Annotated in this window: 19 protein-coding genes and 2 tRNA genes; 6 read left to right on the forward strand and 15 right to left on the reverse strand. The window is 67.9% G+C overall.

Annotation, left to right across the window (positions count from 1 at the left end):
* Nucleotide 1 precedes the first annotated feature (1 nt).
* Entirely contained in the window at nucleotides 2-1,111 is a 1,110-nt protein-coding gene (gene pstA, locus AB0N61_RS01525; RefSeq protein WP_167947944.1) for a phosphate ABC transporter permease PstA, read from the forward strand.
* Nucleotides 1,112-1,145: 34 nt separating this feature from the next.
* On the forward strand, nucleotides 1,146-1,925 hold the full coding sequence (gene pstB, locus AB0N61_RS01530; protein WP_363361237.1) for a phosphate ABC transporter ATP-binding protein PstB: 780 nt from the start codon (nucleotides 1,146-1,148) through the stop codon (nucleotides 1,923-1,925).
* A gap of 71 nt (nucleotides 1,926-1,996) precedes the next feature.
* On the opposite strand, the gene AB0N61_RS01535 is transcribed toward pstB, so the two are convergent.
* The 4 genes from AB0N61_RS01535 to sigK form a co-directional block, all read right to left on the reverse strand.
* Complete coding sequence (locus AB0N61_RS01535; RefSeq protein WP_363361238.1) at nucleotides 1,997-2,881, reverse strand: aminodeoxychorismate lyase; 885 nt, start codon at nucleotides 2,879-2,881, stop codon at nucleotides 1,997-1,999.
* A 172-nt stretch (nucleotides 2,882-3,053) separates the two neighbouring features.
* On the reverse strand, nucleotides 3,054-3,683 hold the full coding sequence (locus tag AB0N61_RS01540; RefSeq protein ID WP_363361240.1) for a DNA-directed RNA polymerase subunit beta: 630 nt from the start codon (nucleotides 3,681-3,683) through the stop codon (nucleotides 3,054-3,056).
* 27 nt (nucleotides 3,684-3,710) lie between these two features.
* Nucleotides 3,711-4,520, reverse strand: coding sequence for an anti-sigma factor (locus tag AB0N61_RS01545; RefSeq protein ID WP_363361241.1), 810 nt, complete (start codon nucleotides 4,518-4,520; stop codon nucleotides 3,711-3,713).
* On the reverse strand, nucleotides 4,517-5,116 hold the full coding sequence (gene sigK, locus AB0N61_RS01550) for an ECF RNA polymerase sigma factor SigK (protein ID WP_185274903.1): 600 nt from the start codon (nucleotides 5,114-5,116) through the stop codon (nucleotides 4,517-4,519). Before sigK ends, AB0N61_RS01545 begins: the two co-directional genes overlap by 4 nt.
* 223 nt (nucleotides 5,117-5,339) lie before the next feature.
* Between sigK and AB0N61_RS01555 the strand changes: the two genes are divergently transcribed.
* From AB0N61_RS01555 to AB0N61_RS01565, 3 genes are all read left to right on the forward strand, one after another.
* Complete coding sequence (locus tag AB0N61_RS01555; protein WP_167947950.1) at nucleotides 5,340-6,002, forward strand: fasciclin domain-containing protein; 663 nt, start codon at nucleotides 5,340-5,342, stop codon at nucleotides 6,000-6,002.
* Between the two features lie 130 nt (nucleotides 6,003-6,132).
* A tRNA-Lys gene (locus tag AB0N61_RS01560) sits at nucleotides 6,133-6,205 on the forward strand.
* Nucleotides 6,206-6,314: 109 nt separating this feature from the next.
* A complete protein-coding gene (locus tag AB0N61_RS01565) occupies nucleotides 6,315-6,863 on the forward strand; it encodes a type 1 glutamine amidotransferase domain-containing protein (protein WP_167947951.1) in 549 nt (182 codons plus the stop codon).
* 23 nt (nucleotides 6,864-6,886) lie between these two features.
* Here the strand turns inward: AB0N61_RS01565 and AB0N61_RS01570 are convergent, their stop codons facing one another.
* A complete protein-coding gene (locus AB0N61_RS01570) occupies nucleotides 6,887-7,408 on the reverse strand; it encodes a CGNR zinc finger domain-containing protein (protein ID WP_363361242.1) in 522 nt (173 codons plus the stop codon).
* A gap of 25 nt (nucleotides 7,409-7,433) precedes the next feature.
* On the opposite strand from AB0N61_RS01570, the gene AB0N61_RS01575 reads away from it, so the two are divergent.
* The gene (locus tag AB0N61_RS01575; protein ID WP_167947953.1) at nucleotides 7,434-7,634 is read left to right on the forward strand and encodes a hypothetical protein; all 201 of its coding nucleotides are present in this window, start codon (nucleotides 7,434-7,436) and stop codon (nucleotides 7,632-7,634) included.
* Between the two features lie 67 nt (nucleotides 7,635-7,701).
* On the opposite strand, the gene AB0N61_RS01580 is transcribed toward AB0N61_RS01575, so the two are convergent.
* From AB0N61_RS01580 to AB0N61_RS01625, 10 genes are all read right to left on the reverse strand, one after another.
* A complete protein-coding gene (locus AB0N61_RS01580; RefSeq protein WP_363361244.1) occupies nucleotides 7,702-8,229 on the reverse strand; it encodes a DUF1697 domain-containing protein in 528 nt (175 codons plus the stop codon).
* A complete protein-coding gene (locus AB0N61_RS01585; protein ID WP_363361245.1) occupies nucleotides 8,226-8,807 on the reverse strand; it encodes an isochorismatase family protein in 582 nt (193 codons plus the stop codon). Before AB0N61_RS01585 ends, AB0N61_RS01580 begins: the two co-directional genes overlap by 4 nt.
* Before the next feature lie 85 nt (nucleotides 8,808-8,892).
* Nucleotides 8,893-8,968, reverse strand: a tRNA-Thr gene (locus AB0N61_RS01590).
* Nucleotides 8,969-9,019: 51 nt separating this feature from the next.
* Nucleotides 9,020-10,576, reverse strand: a complete 1,557-nt coding sequence (locus tag AB0N61_RS01595) for an alpha/beta hydrolase (RefSeq protein ID WP_363361246.1) — start codon at nucleotides 10,574-10,576, stop codon at nucleotides 9,020-9,022.
* Nucleotides 10,573-11,730, reverse strand: coding sequence for a DNA polymerase III subunit delta' (locus AB0N61_RS01600; RefSeq protein WP_363361248.1), 1,158 nt, complete (start codon nucleotides 11,728-11,730; stop codon nucleotides 10,573-10,575). Before AB0N61_RS01600 ends, AB0N61_RS01595 begins: the two co-directional genes overlap by 4 nt.
* 87 nt (nucleotides 11,731-11,817) lie before the next feature.
* Nucleotides 11,818-12,447 carry a dTMP kinase gene (tmk, locus tag AB0N61_RS01605; RefSeq protein ID WP_363361249.1) on the reverse strand — a complete coding sequence of 210 codons (630 nt, stop codon included), beginning with the start codon at nucleotides 12,445-12,447 and terminating at the stop codon, nucleotides 11,818-11,820.
* Complete coding sequence (gene topA, locus AB0N61_RS01610) at nucleotides 12,444-15,287, reverse strand: type I DNA topoisomerase (protein WP_363361251.1); 2,844 nt, start codon at nucleotides 15,285-15,287, stop codon at nucleotides 12,444-12,446. The genes tmk and topA overlap by 4 nt, the downstream gene beginning before the upstream one ends.
* 98 nt (nucleotides 15,288-15,385) lie before the next feature.
* Complete coding sequence (locus tag AB0N61_RS01615; RefSeq protein WP_363361252.1) at nucleotides 15,386-15,715, reverse strand: Rv3654c family TadE-like protein; 330 nt, start codon at nucleotides 15,713-15,715, stop codon at nucleotides 15,386-15,388.
* Nucleotides 15,716-15,743: 28 nt separating this feature from the next.
* Complete coding sequence (locus AB0N61_RS01620) at nucleotides 15,744-16,088, reverse strand: TadE family type IV pilus minor pilin (RefSeq protein ID WP_363361254.1); 345 nt, start codon at nucleotides 16,086-16,088, stop codon at nucleotides 15,744-15,746.
* Nucleotides 16,088-16,285: a DUF4244 domain-containing protein gene (locus AB0N61_RS01625; protein ID WP_167947962.1), complete on the reverse strand. Its 198-nt coding sequence runs from the start codon at nucleotides 16,283-16,285 to the stop codon at nucleotides 16,088-16,090. The genes AB0N61_RS01620 and AB0N61_RS01625 overlap by 1 nt, the downstream gene beginning before the upstream one ends.
* Nucleotides 16,286-16,300 lie beyond the last annotated feature (15 nt).

A 16,300-nucleotide genomic window follows, 5' to 3' on the forward strand; every position in this document is an offset into this window, starting at 1 on the left:
CATGACCGCCACCCTGACCCCCTCGCCCGCACCGTCGTCGGTCGTCGCACCCGTGCACACCACGTCGGCGGGTCACCTGCCCAAGTGGTCGCCCTGGGCGCTGCTCCTGATCGCCTTCGTCGTGTCGGCGACGATCTTCGCCTTCATGAACGCCGGCGGCGACCCGGCGGACTTCAACATCGCTCTCACGCTGGTCGTGGGCCTGCTGTTCTACATGGTCCTCATCTTCGTGATCTCGTCCGTGGTCGAGAGCCGCCGTCATGCGATCGACCGACTGATGACGGCCCTCGTGTCGGGTGCCTTCGTGGTCGCGCTCCTGCCGCTCGTCTCGCTGCTCTACACGGTGGTCGTCAACGGCCTCATGCGCTTCGACGGCGAGTTCTTCTCGTTCTCGATGCGGAACATCGTGGGCGAGGGCGGCGGCGCGATCCACGCGATCTGGGGCACGCTGCTGATCACCCTCGGCGCCACGATCATCTCGGTGCCGATCGGCCTGATGACCTCGATCTATCTGGTCGAGTACGGGGAGGGCCGCAAGCTCGCTCGCGGCATCACGTTCCTCGTGGACGTCATGACCGGCATCCCGTCGATCGTCGCCGGTCTGTTCATCTACTCCGTGTTCGCGCTCATCGTCGGTCCCGGAACCCGGATGGGCATCATGGGCTCGCTCGCACTCTCGGTGCTGATGATCCCGGTCGTCGTGCGCGGCTCGGAGGAGCTGCTGCGCATCGTGCCGAACGAACTCCGCGAAGCGGCCTATGCGCTCGGCGTGCCGAAGTGGCTGACCATCCTCAAGGTCGTGCTGCCGACCGCGATCGCCGGAATCCTCACCAGCATCATGCTGGCCATCTCCCGCGTGATCGGTGAGACCGCGCCGCTGCTGCTCACCGTGGGCATCGTGCAGGGCATGAACCTCAACATGTTCAGCGGCCAGATGGCCACGCTGCCCGTGTTCTCGTACATGCAGGCGAAGTACCCCGGCATCCCGGTCGACGCCTACCTCGAGCGGGCCTGGGCAGCCGCCCTCACCCTGATCGTCATCGTGATGGTGCTGAACCTTCTGGCTCGCATCATCGCCAAGGTGTTCGCCCCCAAGATCAACGGCCGCTGAGCCGTCATACCCGACTGAAGAAAAAGGATTACACGTGTCCAAGAGCATCGAAGTCAGCGACCTCAACGTCTACTACAGCGACTTCCTCGCGGTCGAAGGCGTCAGCATCGACATCAAGCCCAACACCGTCACGGCCTTCATCGGCCCCTCGGGCTGCGGCAAGTCCACGTTCCTGCGCACCCTGAACCGCATGCACGAGGTCATCCCCGGCGCCCGCGTCGAGGGCGAGGTGCTGATCGACGGAAAGAACCTCTACGGTGCGGGCGTCGACCCCGTGCTCGTGCGTCGTCAGGTCGGCATGGTCTTCCAGCGCCCCAACCCGTTCCCGACGATGTCGATCAAGGAGAACGTGCTCGCGGGCGTCAAGCTCAACAACACGCGCATGGCCAAGAGCGACCAGGACGCCCTGGTCGAGAAGTCGCTGCGCGGGGCGAACCTCTGGAACGAGGTCAAGGACCGTCTCGATCGTCCGGGCTCCGGCCTCTCAGGCGGCCAGCAGCAGCGTCTCTGCATCGCCCGCGCGATCGCCGTCTCGCCCGACGTGATCCTGATGGATGAGCCCTGCTCGGCGCTCGACCCGATCTCGACCTTCGCGATCGAGGAGCTCATCGCCGAGATCAAGACCCAGTACACGGTCGTCATCGTGACGCACAACATGCAGCAGGCCAGCCGCGTCTCCGACAAGACCGCCTTCTTCAACATCGCCGGCACCGGCAAGCCGGGCAAGCTCATCGAGTACGACGACACCCGCACGATGTTCACCACGCCGTCGGTGCAGGCGACCGAGGACTACGTCTCGGGCCGCTTCGGATAAGCAGCCGCTCCATGACCCCCGAGGGCCTGGCGCTTCGGCGTCGGGCCCTCAGTCGTCGGTGCGCACGCAGCTCAGTCGCGGGGCGACAGGAGGTACGCGTTCAGCTCAGAGGTGAGCGTGTGGTCGACCGGCAGATCGACGTCGTCGACGGCGGTGATCGGGGCGGCGAGGCGGACGCTCGACACGAGCCACGCCGCATCGGCCCGAGCCAGATCGGATGCCGGCACCTGCCCGTATTCCGCGACGAAGCCCCGCCCGGCGAGGTAGTCGTAGACGCTGAGCTGGGTCGTGCCGTGCAGGATGCCGCCGTTCGGCGCCGGCGTCACGAAGCGCTCCCCCACGCGGAGGATCAGCGACGCGGTCGGCGCCTCGAGGACGAAGCCATCGCGTGACAGGAAGATCGCGTCGTCGGCCCCGCGTCGGTGTGCTTCGCGCAGCGCCGCCATGTTCACGGCATACGAGAGCGTCTTGGCGCCGAGGAGCAGCCATGGCGCCCGCTCGGCCACATCGAGGTCGTATCCGCGGTCGAGGGTGACCACGCGGATGCCCTGCTCGCGCACAGCCGAGAAGTCCGATGCCGGAGCCGCCGTGACCCAGGCGGTCGGGGTGGGCCCGTGCTCGACCCCCCGGCTGAGGATGAGCTTGATGACGTACTCGCCCTGCTCGCAGTGCGCGGCTGCTCGCTCGATCGCCTGATGCCACTGGGCCTGGTTGGGAAGCGGCAGATCGCACAGCTGCGCGGAGTGGGCCAGCCGCTCGAGATGGGGCACGACCTCCTGCGCGTGCCCGTCGATCACGCCGATGGACTCGAACACCCCGTCGCCGCGCTGGGTGCTCAACTCCCCCACGCTGAGGGCCGGCGCCGCTGCGTCGACGAGAGTGAAGGTGTCGGAGAAGTCTGATCCGTCGACGTCTGCCGCCGCGGGATCGATCATCAGAGCGAAGCGCCGTGTCATGATCTGAGCCTAGGGCCCCGGGAATAGCTCCGGCGTGATCTTGTTACACTGGAGTGGCCGGGCCGCATAACCCCGGGCTCCAATTTTCGCCGCTGCGAGCGGCCTTCCGCCGAGAGGCGTTTTTGCGGCCCGGTCTTTTCATGTCCGTGAGCGGATCGTCAGCGGCTTCCGATCAGGCCAGCGCTCCCGAGCGCCACAGCACGGCGGAGGCCGACAGGTCCTGTGCGTAGCTGCTCAGCCGCAGGGCGCGGGTGGTGAGCTCGCTGGCTCGCGACGGTTCGGTCGGCTCGTAGTCGTCCGCCGTATGGGTGGCGCCCGAGGCCTGGACCCGACAGAACGCCGCCGCCCGGTCGAGGGCGACCGCGAAGTCCCCGCGGAACGCGCCCCGGAGGATCGTGTCGATCAGCGCGACGAGCTCGTCGGGGTTCGCCGGCACCGGCGCTCCGGCGATCACGGCATCCACGGAGGCGAGTTCCACCCGTCCGCGCTCGTAGAGCAGAGCAGCGGTCTGCGGATCGCCGTGGATGGCCAGCTGGAGAATGTAGAGCCGCCACAGCGCACCAGGCAGCGTGCGGGAGGGAGCCTTCGACCAGAGCTCGGCGATCTCGTCGATGCCGTGCTCGTCGGTGAAGGCGACCAGCCGGTCGGCGCTCACTCCGCTCTCGTCGGCTCGCACGCGGGCCAGCAGCGCGGATGCGGTCGCGTGCGCGATGCGCGTCTCCTCGGCGGGATCGTGACTGCCGACGATGTTGTCGAAGGCGCTGGTGGGTCGGCGCACCGGACGGGAGAACTGCTCAGGCATCAATCCAGGGTACGCGCGATCGGGGTGTCAGGCGGTGGGGATCACGACGACGGGGTCGGTCGTCGGCAGGCCCGAGGGCGAGCCGCCGTCCTGCTCCACCGTGACGGCGATCACGTCGCCCGCCTGCATCTCCCCTGCGAGCACCGCGGTCGCCTCGCCGTCTTCGGCGGCGAAGACGCCTGCCGGCACCGGGGTGTCCCCTCGGACGTACCAGAGTTCGTACGTCTCGCCCTCGGCGAGCGTCGGAATTCCGTCGGTCACAAGCACGGACTTGCCGAGTGACGCCGACCAGTGGGCGGTGGCGGTGCCACCGTTCTCGAGCGCGACGCTCGCTTGCTGCGCGTCATCGGCCGACTGGATGTCCTCGAGAGCGACCACGCTCGCAGGTCGGTTGATGTAGGAGTTGATGGCGACAGCGCCCACCCCGACGCCGACGAGCAGCGCGAGGCATGCGGCCAGAGCGAAGAGGAAGCGCAGCCGGTGCGCAGGAGCCTTGGCTGCGGTGCCGCCGCCGAGCGGTGTCGGCCAGGAGTCGGCCGCAGGCGCGGCATCCGGACCCTCGTCCGGCACCGCGGCCGGCGTCGCATCCGCGATCACGGCGTCGCCGTTCTGGGGCGTCACGGCGATGCGTGCGAGAAGAGCGGCGCGGATGTCGGGAGTCGGAGCGACCGGGGCAGCGCCGTCGGCCAGGAAGTTGACGCTGTCGGCATCCGCTTCCACGATGCTCTGCCACTCGGGGTGCGCGGCGAGCGCCGCGTGGTAGCGCTGCTGGTCATCGGGCGACAGCGCGTCGAGTGCCGCTCCTGCCGCGAGTTCTGCGAATTCCTGCTCGTTCATGCCGTCACCCCCATAGCTGTCCTCAAACGCGAGAGCCCATCTCGCATGCGTGTCTTGATCGTCCCCAGCGGTGCTCCGACGAGCACTGCCACTTCGTTCTGACTGTAACCGCCGTAATAGGCCAGGACGAGGGCTTCGCGCTGGGCCTCAGGAAGACCCGAGAGAGCGTGAACGACCTTCTCACCCTCGATGCCCAGTTCCACCGTCTCCGCGACACTGTCGTGCGCGACTCCGATGTCCCTGAACCCGGCTCGCACGTCTCGGTCCGCGCTGGACTGGGACGCCCGAACCCGGTCGACCGCACGGCGGTGCGCGATCGTCATGACCCAGGTTCTTCCCTGCCCCTTGTTCGGAGCGAACTTGGAAGCGGATTGCCAGATCTCCAAGAAAACCTCCTGGAGCACCTCCTCGCTCTGAGAGCGGTTGACGAGGACCCGGAGGATGAGGCCGAAGACACGGGACGACAGAGAGTCGTAGAGTTCCGCGAACGCGCGCTGGTCACCGTCGCCTATGCGGAGGAGCAGGTCAGCGACAGCATCCCGAGCCGTACCGTCTTCCGGTACGTCCATTCCGTCGATGACCATCTCTAACAGCATGCCGCATCCACCCCGCTTTCCCGTGCAGCCGCCACCCGAAAGTGATGGAAATGAGTCCTCTTAAGTGCGGTTCGACGAAAGCTGTTCGCCGCGGGTCCCCAAACGGATTGGATTTCGGGGTCGCGGAAAAAACTTCGTGATTTCCCCCATCCGATCCCGGTGGGGCTCCGAACGACTGTCAACGCCACGGAGAGGCCGTGGCACAGTTCTGAAGGAGCTCGAGATGTTCAGCACCAAGAAGAAGGTCACCGCAGCGATCACCCTCGGACTTGCGAGCGCATTCGTGCTCGCCGGTTGTTCCATGGGCGGAACCACCGAGGAGCCGGCGGAGTCGACGGCTCCCGAGTCGTCCGAGACGATGGCACCCGAGACCGAGACGATGGACCCGGCCGCGAACCTGGTCGGCCCCGGCTGCGCCGCATACGCAGAGGCTGTGCCGGACGGCGCAGGCTCGGTCGAGGGCATGGCGCTCGACCCGGTCGCCACGGCCGCATCCAACAACCCGCTGCTCACCACGCTCGTGTCGGCCGTCAGCGGCCAGCTCAACCCGGACGTCGACCTCGTCGACACGCTGAACGGTGACGAGTTCACCGTCTTCGCGCCGGTCGACGACGCGTTCGCCAAGATCGACCCCGCCACCATCGAGGCACTCAAGACCGACAGCGCCACGCTGAGCTCGATCCTCACGTACCACGTGGTCCCCGGCCAGGTCGCACCTGACGAGATCGTCGGAACGCACGCCACCGTCCAGGGCGCTGACCTCGAGGTCACCGGCAGCGGCGACGAGCTGATGGTCAACGACGCCAACGTGATCTGCGGTGGAGTCCAGACCGCGAACGCCACCGTGTACCTCATCGACACGGTGCTGATGCCCCCGGCCGAGTAAGGCCTGGGAACGCCGAGGCGGACACTCGGCAAGCCATCTCACCTCTCGGGGGAGGTCGGTGGGATGGAGAAGGAGCCGCTGATGACATCGTCGTCAGCGGCTCCTTCTTTGCGCCCTAGACTGGAGGGGCGGGCCTCTAGCTCAGTTGGCAGAGCATCGGACTTTTAATCCGCGGGTCGTGGGTTCGAGCCCCACGGGGCCCACCGTTATCACCGTCGGTCTCATCCGGCCACCCCCTTCACGGAATCCGTCGTCTGCGGAAGAGTCGTGGCGTCCCCATCAGGGACATCCATCCCCACGAAAGGACGCATCATGGCGACTCTCACCGACAGCCGAGTGGCATTCCTGGCGACAGACGGATTCGAGGACAGCGAGCTGACCAGCCCGTGGGAAGCGGTGCAGGGCGAGGGCGCGAGCGCCACGCTCATCGCACCGGACGGACAGCAGATCACCGGCAAGAACGGTCACGTGCAGCACGTCGACCTCACCTCCGAGACGGCCACGGCCGACGAGTTCGACGCGCTCGTGCTTCCGGGCGGTGTCGTGAACGCCGACCACCTGAGGCTCGACAAGGCATCCATCGACCTCGCACGCTCGTTCTTCGAGCAGCACAAGCCCGTCGCCGTCATCTGCCATGGCGCCTGGATCCTGATCGAGGCCGGCGTGGTCGACGGGCGGAAGCTGACCAGCTACCCGAGCCTCGCGACCGACCTCCGCAATGCCGGAGCGACGTGGGTCGACGAGGAGGTCGTGGTCGACGCAGGCCTCGTCTCGAGCCGCACCCCCGACGACCTTCCGGCATTCAACGCGAAGCTGATCGAAGAGGTCGCCGAGGGCAAGCACGCCGAGCAGACCGCGTGATCTGAGCATCCGGCGGTCCGGTGTCAGGCGCCCCCGCGCGCCCTGTGACGCCGGACCGCCGCTCTGTTCGCGCATCGCACCGAGCAGAACCGCTGGCGGCCGTTGCGCGTCACATCGACGACGACGTTCGTGCAGGGTGAGGCCTCGCAGCGGCCGAGTCGATCCATGCCTCGCGTGACCAGGTGCAGCGAGGTTCCGACGGCGAAGATCGCCCGCAGCACGTAGGGCAGCGACCGGACGTCGTCGCGGTAGTGCAGATGCCACCCTTCTCCGTCGTGGTTCGTGAGGCGCGGGTAGGCCGCCGCGTGAGCCATCTGCGCGTTGAGGATCTCTGCGCGGGCCTCCGGGTCCGGTGCGTCCACGATCGTCAACCAGTCGTCGACGACCTCTCTGACGCGTTCGCGGTCATCCGGCGCCGGGGGGAACGTCATCGTCATCCCCCTCTCGAGGGTGCGCCGCTCGATGCCCGCACGATCGGCGGGAAAGTCGTCGGCGAGCGACGCCGCGAGAAGCACCGCGTATTCACCGTAAGGGTTGAGATGCATAAGGCCATTACACCACGCTGGTGGCATGACCTCCTTGCACACCCTGCCGAATCCCACCCGATCGACGAGAATCCACGAGCATGCCTGGGTCGCGGACTCCCGGCATCCGACCAGTGAGGGCGTCGTCGTGTATGTCCGCTGCGCGGAGTGCGGCACCCATCGCGTCGATCTCGAGACTCATCCGCAGCGTCCGGCGACGCCGCTCAGCGCGGAGATCGTCAGGTGATCTGACGGCTCAGGCCGGCCAGGCCCTTCCGGCCCTGCGGATGTCGAGGGCCCCGGCATCCGCAGCGTCATGCGGTCAGCTCGATGAGCTTCCGCACGGTGCGCACATTGCGCGCGGTGCCGGCGACACCGAGCACCCGGTCGAGCACCGCCTTCGTGAGCTTCGAGGTGTGCACGCCGCCCTCGGCGTAGTCGATCCACAGGTCGTCGCCGACGAGCGCGATCCGCTCCCCCGGCACGAGTCGCTCGCGCAGGGCGTCGACCGCACCCGCCGAGGCCGAGCCTTCGAGGAACATGGCGTGCAGCAGTTTCTCGGACGCCCCGGCGAACGGCTGGTTCGCGTGCGATCGCACCAGCTGCTCGTGCGTGCGATGGACGACGGGGGTGTCGACCCCGAACTCCGCCGAGATCATGGCACGCACGGCGGCACAGGCCGATCGTGGATCGCTCGGCTGCTCGCAGACGATGTTGCCGCTGGCGATGTAGGTCGACACCTCGCCCAGTTCGGGGGCGATCAGCTCGCGCAGCCTCGCCATCGGCACCCTGCTGCGGCCCGAGACGTTGACCGCACGCAGGAGCAGGACGCTGCGGCTCACGCAGCCTCGCTCGTGATGAGCTCGGCCCCCGCGTGAGCCAGCTCAGCGAGGGCTGCGGCGCTCGGCTCGGGCGCGACACCCGCGACCAGATCCGTGAGGATCCGCACCCTGACGCCGTGCGAGACCGCGTCCAGCGCCGAGGCCCGCACGCAGTGGTCGGTGGCGATGCCGACGATATCGGCCGACAGCACGCCCGCGGCGGTGAGGATCGCTCCGACGGTCTCCCCCGCCTCCGTCGCACCTTCGAACATCGAGTACGCCGGACGACCCTGTCCCTTGTGCACATGGTGGGTGACGGCATCCGTCACCAGCAGCGGGTCGTACTCGGCGCCCGGCGTGCCCGCGACGCAGTGCACGGGCCACGTGTCGACGTAATCCGGGTTCGCATCGAAGTGGCCGCCGTTGTCGCCATCGGCCTCGTGCCAATCACGCGATGCCACGATGACGTCGAAGTCGGTCGCGTGCTGCGCGAGGAAGGCGGAGACGGCGGATGCCACGCCGTCGCCACCGGTGACGGCCAAAGCGCCGCCTTCGGTGAAGTCGTTCTGGACGTCGACGATCAGAAGCGCTCTGCTCATGCTCCGAGGGTACGCCGCTCGCACTCACCCGCCCAAGCGGGGAAACCATAAGGCCCCGTGATGTTATTCACATCACGGGGCCTGCTGGAGCCGCTTGTCAGAATCGAACTGACGACCTTTTCATTACGAGTGAAATGCTCTGCCGACTGAGCTAAAGCGGCGCGATCATCGATATTACCCGTTCACGAGCCTCATCGCGAATCGAGCCCGACTCACTCGCAGCGGACGTCGCCCTCGGGCACCACATCGTCGAGAAGGAACGCCTCCACGGCGCTGTCGACGCACGTGTTGCCCTTGTTGTACCCGGTGTGTCCTTCGCCCACGCGGGTGATCAGCACGCCCTCGTCGAGCTGCTCGGCGAGCGACTCCGACCACTCGTACGGCGTCGCCGGGTCGTTGGTCGTGCCGACCACGAGGATCGGGCCCGCGCCTTCGGCGTTGATCTCACCGCGCGTGCCGGTGGGCGGGTATGGCCACACCGAGCACGAGTCCGGACCGTTCCAGTACGGTGCGATCGTCGGCGCACCCTCGGCGATCTTCTTGTCGGTCTCTGCCTCGGCTGCGGGGTCGTCCTCGACCGGGTAGTCCATGCAGTTGTACGCACGGAAAGCCTCGCTCGAGTTGTCGAGGTAGGTGCCGTTCTCCCGACCGTTGTAGAAGTCGGCGAGGAAGAACGCTGTCGTCGGGTCGCCCTGCAGCGTCTCGTCGAGCGCCTGGGTGAGGTACTGCCAGCTGTCTGCCGAGTACAGTGCCGCGATGATGCCGGTCATCAGCGAGTCCGCGCCGAGCATGCGTCCGTCGCCGTTCTCGAGCGGCGCGGCGTCGACACTCGCGAGCAGCGCGCCGAGGTCGGCCATCGCCTCGTCGACCGTGCCGGTGAACGGGCACTGACCCGAGTCGAGGCAGTCCTGCATGTACGCCCGAAGAGCGGACTCGAATCCGAGCGCCTGGGTCGCACCGACATCCAGACCCGATACGGCGGGGTCGATCGCGCCGTCGAGCACGAGCCTTCCCGCCTTCTCGGGATACAGGTCGGCGTAGGTCGCACCCAGGAACGTGCCGTAGGAGTACCCCAGGTAGTTCAGCTGCGTGTCGCCGAGCACCGCCCTGATCAGATCCATGTCGCGCGCGGCATTGATCGTGGTCACGTACGGCAGGATGCCGCCACTGTTCGCCTCGCACGCATCGGCGAACTCCTCGTGCGCCTCGAGCAGCTCAGCCTCCCACTCGGCGCTCCCGCGCTTGCCCGCGGGGATCGAGTAGAGATAGTCATCCATTCCCGCTGCGTCGAAGCACGTGACGGCGGTGGAGTCGCCGACGCCGCGGGGGTCGAATCCGATCACGTCGTAGTTCTCGATGAGGGCGGCTCCGACCGCGAAATCGAGACTGTCGCGGATGAGCTCGACGCCGCTGGCACCGGGACCGCCCGGGTTCGTCAGCAGGGACCCCTGAGCGGTGCCCGTCGCCTGGTGGCGGACGACAGCGAGGGCGATCTCGCCCTCGCCCGGGTTGTCCCAGTCGAGCGGAGCGGTCACGTCGGTGCAGTCGAAACCCGTGCCGCACTCGCTCCAGCTGAGCGTCTGCCCGTAGAACGGCAGCAGGTCGTCGGCCACGCCCTCGGTGTCGGGAGCGTTCGTCGTCGACGGCTTCGGCGCAGCCTGCTCGGGGATCATCGAATACAGACACCCGGAGAGGGCGACCGATGCGGCGGCGAGGCCGGCGATCAGCGCGACGGCACGTCGGATGCGGGAAGTCGGGCGTTTGTTCACGGTGTCCTCCCGCTCGTGACGGTCACGAGCAAGCTCTCGAGGGCGAGCAGCGGTGCGACGTTGCGCTCCAGCGACTGGCGTGTATCGGCAAGGTGGTCGAGTACGACAAGGGTACGGGTCTCGGGCCAGGCCGCCGCGAGAGCGGCGAGGTCGTCGCGGAGCTCGCGGTTGATCAGCTCGCCGTCTCTGCCGAACTGCAGCATGACGACATCGCGGAAGAGCGACTGCAGGTCGGTGAGAACCCGGTCGATCCCGTCGCGCAGGCTTCGCGTCGCGCGTTTCTTCTGGTCGTCTTCGAGGGCCGAGATCTGCGTGCGCAGAGCGGGCGGAACGGCCTGCCCCTCGGCGATCCCGACCGTGCGCAGCAGCGATGCGCGCTCAGCCGCATCGCGCTCGGCCGTGAGCGCCTTGGCATCGTCCGTGGCTGCTTGGATGATCCGTCCGGCGACCTCGACGGCGTCGTTGACCCCGCGAACACCCAGCACCGACCGCAGAGTCTCGTCCCGGCGGCGGCGGGCGGATTCGTCGGTGGCCAGGCGCTGGGCCATGCCGATGTGACGCTGGGAATGGCGAGCGGCCTGCTCCGCGATGCCTTCATCGACTCCCGTGCGGAGCGTGATCAGACGCGCCACGTCTGCGACATCGGGCTCACGCAGTCGCAGCGAGCGGACCCGAGAGCGGATCGTCGGAAGCAGGTCGGCTTCGCTCGGGGCGCAGAGGATCCAGACGGTCTGCTCGGGCGGCTCTTCGAGCGCCTTCAGGAGCACGTTGGACGTGCGCTCGACCATGCGGTCGGCATCTTCGACCACGATCACGCGGTAGCGGCCCGCGGAGGGCGCGAAGTACGAGCGCTCGACGAGCGCACGTGCCTCAGCGATCGTGATGATGACCTTGTCGGTGCGCAGGGCCGTCACATCGGGATGCGTTCCCGCGAGGACCTGACGCATCGAGGCCTCGTCGTCCGGATGGTCTGCGACGAGCGCCGCCGCGAAGGCATGCGCGAGCGTGGAGCGTCCCGATCCGGGGGGACCCGTGATCAGCCAGGCGTGCGACAGGGCGGACGGATCGGATGCCGCATTGCGCAGCGTGTCGACCGCGGCATCCTGCCCCCACACATCGGCCCACGGGAAAGGGGCGGCGACGGTCTGGGGCATGCCCTCAGCCTAATCGGGAGTACCGACGTACGCGGCACCGCCGGGCGCCGCACGGGTCGCGACGATGTCGCCCGCCGCGACGCCGGATCAGCTGATGAGCGCCGAGACCCGATCGCGGATCTGCCCGGCGATGTGCTCGGGGCTCGCGGCGGCGTCGAGCACCAGGAACCGCTCCGGCTCCGCGTGTGCCAAGGCGAGGTACGCATCGCGCACTCGGGCGTGGAATTCGGTCTTCTCGGCCTCGAGCCGGTCGAAGGGCTTGTCGTCCGAGTCGAGTCGCACCCGCGCCGCCTCGGGATCGAGGTCGAGCAGCACCGTGAGATCAGGGAGCGCCCCCTCGGCTGCCCAGAGCGACAGCTCGCGGATCTCATCGCCATCCAACACGCGGCCCGCCCCCTGGTAGGCGACGGAGGAATCGAGGTAGCGGTCCTGCAGCACGACCTCGCCACGGGCGAGCGCGGGTCGGACGACGGTCGCGACGTGGTGCGCGCGATCGGCTGCATAGAGCAGCGCCTCCGCGCGCGGAGCGATGTCGCCGCGGTGGTGCAGCACGATGTCGCGGATCAGCTGGCCGACCTCCGAGCCTCCCGGTTCGCGGGTGCGCAGGACCGTTCGCCCCGCATCCGTCAGCCACTGTCCGAGCAGGTTCGACTGCGTGGTCTTGCCCGATCCGTCGCCGCCTTCGAGCGTGATCCAGACTCCGGAGTCCGACGTCACGAACCGGCCTTCTTCGCGGCATTCGCGGCACGGGTCGCAGCGGCCTTCTTGGCTGCTGCAGAACGAGCTGCAGCCTTCTCTGCATCGGTCGCGGCCGCCTTCTTGGCCGGGGCCTTCTTCGCCGCAGGCTTCTTCGCCGGAGCCTTCTTCGCGGCGGGCTTCTTGGCAGCGGGCTTCTTGGCAGCGCCCCGCTTGGGTGCAGGACCCTTGGCTCGCTTGTCTGCCAGCATCTGCACCGCAGTCTCAAACGTGATGTCCTCGACCTTCTGGCCCCGCGGGATCGTGACGTTCGTCTCGCCGTCGGTGACGTAGGCGCCGAAGCGTCCGTCGCGGATGCGGATCGGCTTGCCGCTCACCGGATCGGCCTCGAACTCGGCGAGCGCACTGGATGCTCGGCGGGATCCGGCGCCGTACTTCGGCTGAGCATAGATCTCGAGGGCCTTCTCGAGGGTCACGTCGAAGATCTGCGACTCGCTCTCGAGCGAGCGCGAGTCGGTGCCCTTCTTCAGATACGGACCGAACCGGCCATTCTGCGCGGTGATCTCGTCGCCGCTCTCCGGGTCGGCTCCCACGACTCGCGGCAGACTGAGGAGCTGCAGCGCCGTGTCGAGGTCAATCGTGTCGACCGACATCGACCGGAACAGCGAGGCGGTGCGGGGCTTGGGCGCGGCATCCTTCTTCGCGCCGCGCTTGGGCTTGGGCGCCTCGACGACCTCGCCGGTGGCCTCGTCGACCGCGGCGTCGTCGGAGACGGGGTCGTTCTCCTGGACGTAGGGTCCGAATCGGCCGTCCTTGACGACGACGATCTTGCCGTTGTCGGGGTTCGTGCCGAGCACCCGGTCGCCCGCGACCGGAGCGTCGATGAGCTCCTGCGCCTTGGCCTCGGTCAGCTCGTCCGGCGCGAGGTCTTCGGGGACGTTGACGATGCGCGGCTTCTCGTCCGGCGCCTCGGGGTTCGCGACCTCGAGATAGGGGCCGTACTTGCCGAACCGCAGCGTGGCGTTCTCGGTGATCGGCGTGGAATTGAGCGCGCGCGCGTCGATCTCTCCGAGGTTGTCGACGGTCTGGCGGAGACCGACGTGCGAATCCGATCCGTAATAGAAGGAACGCAGCCATTCGACGCGCTTCTGCTCGCCGCGGGCGATCGCATCGAGGTCGTCCTCGAGGGCGGCGGTGAAGTCGTAGTCGATGAGATCGGCGAAGTGCTCCTCGAGCAGGCGCACGACGCTGAAGGCGAGCCACGTGGGCACGAGAGCCTGGCCGCGCTTGGTGGCATAGCCGCGGTCGATGACGGTGCCGATGATGCTCGCGAACGTCGAGGGGCGGCCGATGCCGTGCTCCTCGAGCGCCTTGACCAGCGACGCTTCGGTGAAGCGCGGCTTCGGGGTCGTGCGGTGGCCCTTGGCCTCGGCATCCGAGATCCGCAGGTCATCGCCGACGGCGACCGCAGGGAGCGACTGGTTCTCGTCGGCATCCTTGTCGTTGCGCTTCTCGTCGCGTCCCTCTTCGTACGCCTCGAGGAAGCCCTTGAAGGTGTAGACGGTGCCCGACGCGGTGAACTCGGCCTTCTGTCCGGCGGCATCGACCGCGAGCGTGACGGTGGTGGTCTCGTACTTCGCGTCGGCCATCTGGCTGGCGACGGTGCGCTTCCAGATGAGGTCGTAGAGGCGGTGCTCCTCGCGGTCGAGTTCGGAGGAGACCGACTTCGGGGTGCGGAAGTTCTCACCCGACGGGCGGATGGCCTCGTGCGCCTCCTGGGCGTTCTTGCTCTTCGACTTGTAGACGCGGGGCTTCAGCGGCACGGCGCTGTCGCCGTAGAGAGCGACGGCCTGGCTGCGAGCCGCCTGCACCGCCTGGGTGCTCAGCGCCACCGAGTCGGTTCGCATATAGGTGATGTAGCCCTTTTCGTAGAGCCTCTGCGCGACGCTCATCGCCTGCTTGGCACTCATGGAGAGCTTTCGTCCGGCCTCCTGCTGCATGGTGGAGGTCGTGAAGGGGGCGTACGGACTGCGGGTGCCGGGCTTCGCCTCGACCTTGGAGACGGTGCCGGTTCCTGCGGCGTCGATCGCGAGGGCGAGGGCCGACGCCTTCGCCTCGTCGAGAGTGATGACGGCCCGCTTGAGCTTGCCCTCGTCGTCGAAGTCGGTGCCTCGCGCGAGCTGACCTCCGTCGACGCGAACCAGCCGGACCTTGAATGCGGACGACGACGACGCGAGCGCCTCGACATCCCAGTACTCGGCGGATACGAACGCCATGCGCTCGCGCTCCCGCTCGACGATCATCCTCGTGGCGGCGGACTGCACACGGCCGGCAGACAGCCCGGTCTTGACCTTGTACCAGAGCACGGGCGAGACGTCCCAGCCGTAGAGCCGGTCGAGGATGCGGCGGGTCTCCTGCGCGTCGACCAGGTCGGTGTCGAGCTCACGGGTGTTGCCGATGGCCGCTTGAATCGCGTCCTTGGTGATCTCGTGGAACACCATCCGCTTGACGGGGACCTTGGGCTTCAGCGTCTCGAGCAGGTGCCAGGCGATGGCCTCACCCTCGCGGTCCTCATCAGTGGCGAGCAGAAGCTCGTCCGCAGACTTGAGCGCCCGCTTGAGCTCGGCGACGGTCTTGGTCTTGCGATCGGAGACGACGTAGTAGGGATCGAAGTCGTTGTCGACGTCGATCGAGTACTTCCCGTATGCCTGCTTGTCCGCGGCGGGGATGTCCTTCTTGTCTGCGAGGTCGCGGATGTGGCCGACGGAGCTGAGCACCTCATAGCCATCGCCGAGGTACCCCTGAATCGACCGCATCTTCGTCGGAGACTCGACGATGACGAGCTTCTTGCCTTCAGCCAAGGGAGCATCCTTTCTTCGAAGCACACCATACACACCGCCGTGATGGGTTGGTCACAGAGGTCGCCTGCATTTTCGCGGGAAAGTGCCTCGCGCCGCCGTCAGATCCCCTCGGGTGGCCCGGCACGGGCTCGGGAGACGGCAGCGAGTCCAGCGTACTTCGCCTCGACCTGCACCGTCGCCACGGAGCCGTCCAGGGCGCACCCGGTGAGCGTCGCGCCGGAGGCCGCCGCGACGCGCGCCGCGAGCGCGCACGGGTCGACCTCGGTCACGACCGCCCCGCTCGCGGCGTCCGCCGCTGCGAGGGCCGCGGCGTCGGCGGCTCCCGCGGCGCGCTGTGCGGTCACGGCCGCCCCGCCGACGGCGGCGAGGCCGAAGGAGAGAGTGCTGGCGACCACCAGCACGCCGGCAGCGAGCACGGCCCCTGCCATCAGGACTCGACCTTCACGGCTCGACGCATCAGAGACCCCCTGCGAGCGCGCAGCTCGACGCGCGTACGCCGACTCTCACGAACCCACCGATCGTGACGGCAGTCTGAGCGGACACGCAGATGAGATCGCCCGAGGTGCTGCTCGACATCGACGCACCGGGCACGGCAGCTGAGAGCGCGTGCGAGGCCGCTCCCTCGCCTTCCCCTCTGCTGAGCAGACGTGCGGCATCGGCGGTCGCATCCTGAAGCGCGACCTGACGGGCGGCCGCGCCCATCGCACCGGCCCCGAGAAGGAGAACGAGCGCGACTGCGGGAAGCGCCAGCGCGAGCTCCGCAGTCACGGAGCCGCGCTCGTCCGCTCGGACAGGAGTCATCACGACACCGTGAGCGCCCGACGCACGAGGTCTGTGAGGATGCCGCGCACCTCGTCTGACCTCATGATGACGACCAGAAGGCCCGCGAAGGCGACAGCCGCCATCGTCGTGATGGCGTACTCGGCGGTGGCTGCACCGCTGTCGTCGCCGAAGAGGGCGGCGGCACTGCGCCGGGTGAGTGGAGGGATGGTGTTCATGTGTTCCTTCTTTCT

This window comes from Microbacterium sp. NPDC089320 (assembly GCF_040684875.1).
GTDB lineage: Bacteria > Actinomycetota > Actinomycetes > Actinomycetales > Microbacteriaceae > Microbacterium.